Origin of the sequence: Pseudomonas sp. LFS074 (assembly GCF_047978165.1) — a bacterium.
GTDB lineage: Bacteria > Pseudomonadota > Gammaproteobacteria > Pseudomonadales > Pseudomonadaceae > Aquipseudomonas > Aquipseudomonas putida_P.
The window spans coordinates 1-4,480 of the sequence record NZ_JBFPFV010000016.1; the positions used below are offsets into that span (position 1 = coordinate 1).

Genomic DNA, 4,480 nt, shown 5'->3' on the forward strand with positions numbered 1-4,480 from the left:
GTACAGGCTGGTCTACCGACTTACGCCAGATCACGCCTGGAGCAACTTTTTCGACCGCGTCGGTCTGGGTGTTGCCCAGAGGACCTTTGCCGTCGATCGGGTTGCCCAGTGCGTCGACGACGCGACCCAGCAGTTCCTTACCAACCGGAACTTCCAGGATGCGGCCGGTGCACTTGGCGCTCATGCCTTCGGCGAGGGTGTCGTATGCACCCAGGATCACTGCACCTACGGAGTCTTGCTCCAGGTTCAGGGCCATGCCGTAGACGCCGCCCGGGAACTCGATCATTTCGCCGTACATGACGTCGGCCAGACCGTGGATCCGCACGATACCGTCGGAAACCGAAACAACGGTACCTTCGTTACGGGCTTGGGAGCTCACATCGAGGTTGTCGATGCGGCCCTTGATGATTTCACTAATTTCGGAAGGATTGAGTTGCTGCATTGCTCTGCTGCCCCTTCAAACTCAAGATTTCAATGCTTCGGCCAGTTTCGCGATCTTGCCGCGAACAGAGCCATCGATTACCAGGTCACCAGCGCGGATGACGACGCCGCCAATCAGGCTGGCATCCTCCGACGCGTGCAGGCGCACTTCCTGGCCTAACCGTGCACTGAGAACCTTGGCGAGTTTGTCTTGCTGTTCTTGGTTCAACGCGAAGGCACTGGTGACTTCCACGTCCACGGATTTCTCTTGCTCGGCCTTGTACAGGTCGAACAGAGCGGCAATCTCCGGCAGAAGCAGGAGACGGTCGTTTTCCGCGGCAACATGAATGAAATTCTGTGCCTGTGCATTGAACTTGTCACCGCACACGTCAATGAACGTGGCGGCCTTTTCTGCGCTCGTCAGTCGCGGGGCCTTGAGCAGGCGCTGCATGGTGTCGTCTTGCGACACCGCAGCAGCCAGGCCGAGCATGGCTGACCAATTGGCCAGTTGCTGATGGGCCTGGGCATGCTCAAAGGCAGCCTTAGCGTAAGGTCGGGCCAACGTGGTCAGTTCTGCCATGATCGCCCTCGCTTAAATTTCAGCGGCCAGTTTGTTAACCAGCTCCGCATGCGCGTTTTGATCGATTGTGGCGCCAAGGATCTTTTCAGCACCACCAACAGCCAGAGCACCCACTTGGGCACGCAGGGCGTCTTTAGCGCTGTTCAGTTCCTGTTCGATCTCGGCCAGAGCCTGAGCCTTCACACGGTCAGCTTCGACGCGGGCCTGGTCACGGGCTTCCTCGACAAGCTGAGCAGCGCGCTTCTTGCTTTGCTCAATGATTTCGGCTGCCTGTGCTTTAGCTTCACGCAGTTGCTGACCCGCTTTCTCTTGGGCCAGCTCCAGGTCGCGAGCTGCGCGGTTGGCAGCGTCCAAGCCGTCGGCAATCTTCTTTTGGCGCTCTTGCAGGGCAGTGATGACCGGAGGCCATACATACTTCATGCAGAAGAGTACAAAAATCAGAAAAGCAACGGATTGGCCAATCAGGGTTGCATTAATGTTCACGCCAACACCTCGCTCGGTCTTTATTCATACAGCCATCAACTCGTGGTGACGAGTGATTAGCCGGCGATCTGACCAACGAACGGATTCGCGAAGGTGAAGAACAGAGCGATACCAACACCGATCATGGTTACGGCGTCGAGCAGACCGGCAACGATGAACATTTTGACCTGCAGCATCGGAACCATTTCTGGCTGACGAGCAGCGCCTTCCAGGAATTTGCCGCCCAGCAGGCCGAAACCAATGGCGGTACCCAGAGCACCCAGGCCGATCAGCAGAGCAACAGCGATAGCGGTCAGACCAACTACAGTTTCCATCTTTCCTCCCGACTTTTACGTCGTATTGGTTAGGTTTTTAGTTTGAAGCGGTAAAACAAATCGTTTGGTACAGCATGCCCTTGCGGACTTTTTAAGCCCTCCCCCCAAACAGGCGGGGAAGGCTATCAGACACGCCAGGCGGTCTTAATGGTTATCTTCGTGGGCCATCGACAGGTAGACGATGGTCAGCATCATGAAGATGAAAGCTTGCAGGGTGATGATCAGGATGTGGAACACAGCCCACGCCCATTGCAGCACCACACCCAGGCCGCTGAGCCACAGCAGGCCGGAGCCGAACATTACAGCGATCAGGATGAACACCAGCTCGCCGGCATACATGTTGCCGAACAGACGCAGTGCCAGCGAGATCGGCTTGGCGATCAGGGTGACGAATTCCAGCAGGAAGTTGACCGGAATCAGCAGGATCTGCACGAAGATGTTCTTGCTGCCGAACGGGTGCAGGGTCAGCTCACCGATGAAGCCGCCCAGGCCCTTGACCTTGATGCTGTAGAAGATGATCAGGGCGAACACGCAGAAGGCCATGGCCAGGGTCGCGTTCGGGTCGGTGGTCGACACGGCGCGGAACGGAATGTGCGGGTCACCGGAGATCAGGATGGCCAGCTGAGGAATCCAGTCGACCGGTACCAGGTCGACGGCGTTCATCAGGAATACCCAGACGAAAATGGTCAGCGCCAGCGGTGCAATCACCGGGCTACGGCCGTGGAAGGAGTCCTTCACGCTGCCGTTGACGAAGTCCACCATCACTTCAACGAAGTTCTGCAGGCCGCCAGGCTGGCCGGAAGTCGCCTTCTTGGCCGCCATGCGGAAGATGAACAGGAAGATCAGACCCAGCGCGACGGACCAACCCAGGGTGTCCAGGTGGAACGCCCAGAAGCCCATTGCCTTGGCTTCTGCAGCCGAATGGGCGAAGCCCCAGCTGCCGTCTGGTAGTTGACCGTAGGTCAGGTTCTGCAAGTGGTGCTGGATATAGCCCGAAGCGGTTTCTGCTGCCATGGTTGCCTCAAACGCCCTAAGGTCTCGAAAGTCTTTTATTCATCAGCAGGGGCGCGAACCAGCTGACCAAAAGGGTCAACACGAAGACGCCGAATACTGCTAACGGCGCCAGTGGCTTCACTCCTGCGAAGGTCAGTGCAAAAAGCACTGCCGTCAAAATCATCTTGCCTGCCTCGCCAGCGTAAAACGACTTGACGATGGCTTGTGCCGCCCGAGCCCCGCTGAAGCGAAAAGCCTTCCAGGCGAAATACACATTGGGCAGCCAGGCAATCAAACCTCCGCAAAGGCCTGAATATCCACTGACCGCCCCTTTCCACTGCCACAACACCAAGGTTGCCAGCAGCAGTACGACGAATTGAGCCAGCAGTACCGGAAAAACCGCCCAGCGATGGAAAGGCAGGCGGTTTGGCGTGCGGATTTCCATCACAACTGCTCCTCGGAAGTCGACCAACAAGTCAGTTATGACTTGGCATAATTTGTGCCGACAAAATGCGCGCAGAGTATAGGGGTGGATTAACCCCTATTCAACTCTTCGGTAGTGATTTCCGACTGCGCGCTACAACAGCAATTGTTTCAGCGGATGTGAGCAAGCACGCCTTGCAACTCGTCAAGCGAGTTGTAGCGAATAACCAATTGGCCTTTTCCCTTGTTGCCATGACGGATCTGCACGGCGGAGCCCAGGCGCTCTGCGAGCCGCTGTTCAAGGCGTGCGATATCCGGATCAGGTTTGCTCTGTTCGACCGGATCAGGTTTGTCGCTGAGCCATTGGCGAACCAATGCCTCGGTTTGGCGCACGGTGAGGCCACGTGCGACAACATGACGCGCCCCCTCCTCCTGACGGCTTTCGTCCAGACCGAGCAATGCACGGGCATGGCCCATCTCCAGATCGCCATGGGCGAGCATGGTCTTGATCGCTTCGGGCAAGGTAATCAGGCGCAGCAAGTTGGCCACGGTTACCCGCGATTTGCCAACGGCGTCAGCTACCTGTTGCTGGGTGAGCTCGAATTCCTGCTGCAGACGCTGCAGGGCCATGGCCTCTTCCAGCGGGTTGAGGTCTTCGCGCTGGATGTTCTCGATCAGCGCCATGGCGATGGCGGCTTCGTCCGGCACTTCGCGGACCATGGCCGGGATCGTGTCCAGGCCGGCCTGCTGGGTGGCGCGCCAACGGCGCTCGCCGGCGATGATCTCGTAACGGTTGTCGCCGATCGGGCGGACCACGATCGGCTGCATCACGCCATGAGTGCGAATCGAGTGCGCAAGCTCTTCCAGCGCCTCCGGGTCCATGTCCCGGCGTGGCTGGTACTTGCCACGCTGGATCAACTCGACCGGCAGGTGTTGCAGTTCTTTCTGGTCGATCTTCACAGCCTGCTCTTCGAGCGCGCTGACGGAAGGACCACTGAGCAGTGCATCCAACCCACGTCCGAGACCCCGTTTCTTGACGGCCATACGGATTCCTTAAGTTGTTTGTGCAGTGCGTGATTGACGGCGTTGACGGCGAACCAGTTCCCCAGCAAGGGCCAGATACGCCAGCGCGCCGCGCGATTGCTTGTCGTAAGCCAGGGCGGGCATGCCGAAGCTGGGGGCCTCGGCCAGGCGAATGTTGCGCGGAATGACCGTGTCGTACAGCTGCGGGCCAAAATGCTCTTTCAGCTGCGCCGAAACATCGTTG

The 4,480-nt window shown here is 58.2% G+C and carries 7 protein-coding genes and 1 pseudogene; all 8 read right to left on the minus strand.

Annotation, left to right across the window (positions count from 1 at the left end; genetic code table 11):
* A pseudogene (locus ACNQP3_RS29225) lies at window positions 1-442 on the minus strand (F0F1 ATP synthase subunit alpha); the annotation flags it as partial.
* 21 nt (window positions 443-463) lie between these two features.
* Window positions 464-1,000 (minus strand): F0F1 ATP synthase subunit delta, encoded by a 537-nt coding sequence (locus tag ACNQP3_RS29230; RefSeq protein WP_003253191.1) that lies wholly within the window; start codon window positions 998-1,000, stop codon window positions 464-466.
* A gap of 12 nt (window positions 1,001-1,012) precedes the next feature.
* Window positions 1,013-1,483 (minus strand): F0F1 ATP synthase subunit B, encoded by a 471-nt coding sequence (locus ACNQP3_RS29235; protein ID WP_003260032.1) that lies wholly within the window; start codon window positions 1,481-1,483, stop codon window positions 1,013-1,015.
* 56 nt (window positions 1,484-1,539) lie between these two features.
* Window positions 1,540-1,797 carry a F0F1 ATP synthase subunit C gene (gene atpE / locus ACNQP3_RS29240; RefSeq protein ID WP_003097235.1) on the minus strand — a complete coding sequence of 86 codons (258 nt, stop codon included), beginning with the start codon at window positions 1,795-1,797 and terminating at the stop codon, window positions 1,540-1,542.
* 144 nt (window positions 1,798-1,941) lie between these two features.
* Window positions 1,942-2,811, minus strand: a complete 870-nt coding sequence (gene atpB / locus ACNQP3_RS29245; protein ID WP_003260030.1) for a F0F1 ATP synthase subunit A — start codon at window positions 2,809-2,811, stop codon at window positions 1,942-1,944.
* A 16-nt stretch (window positions 2,812-2,827) separates the two neighbouring features.
* The gene (locus ACNQP3_RS29250; RefSeq protein ID WP_008092225.1) at window positions 2,828-3,235 is read right to left on the minus strand and encodes a F0F1 ATP synthase subunit I; all 408 of its coding nucleotides are present in this window, start codon (window positions 3,233-3,235) and stop codon (window positions 2,828-2,830) included.
* 149 nt (window positions 3,236-3,384) lie between these two features.
* On the minus strand, window positions 3,385-4,257 hold the full coding sequence (locus tag ACNQP3_RS29255; protein WP_060493252.1) for a ParB/RepB/Spo0J family partition protein: 873 nt from the start codon (window positions 4,255-4,257) through the stop codon (window positions 3,385-3,387).
* A gap of 9 nt (window positions 4,258-4,266) precedes the next feature.
* A partial coding sequence (locus tag ACNQP3_RS29260) for a ParA family protein (protein ID WP_416470705.1) occupies window positions 4,267-4,480 on the minus strand: 214 nt, incomplete at its 5' end.

Coding starts and splice junctions, on each gene's coding strand:
- ACNQP3_RS29230 (WP_003253191.1), bottom strand. CDS start 1,000: ATGGCAGAACTGACCACGTTGGCCCGACCTTACGCTAAGGCTGCCTTT.
- atpE (WP_003097235.1), bottom strand. CDS start 1,797: ATGGAAACTGTAGTTGGTCTGACCGCTATCGCTGTTGCTCTGCTGATC.
- atpB (WP_003260030.1), bottom strand. CDS start 2,811: ATGGCAGCAGAAACCGCTTCGGGCTATATCCAGCACCACTTGCAGAAC.
- ACNQP3_RS29250 (WP_008092225.1), bottom strand. CDS start 3,235: ATGGAAATCCGCACGCCAAACCGCCTGCCTTTCCATCGCTGGGCGGTT.
- ACNQP3_RS29255 (WP_060493252.1), bottom strand. CDS start 4,257: ATGGCCGTCAAGAAACGGGGTCTCGGACGTGGGTTGGATGCACTGCTC.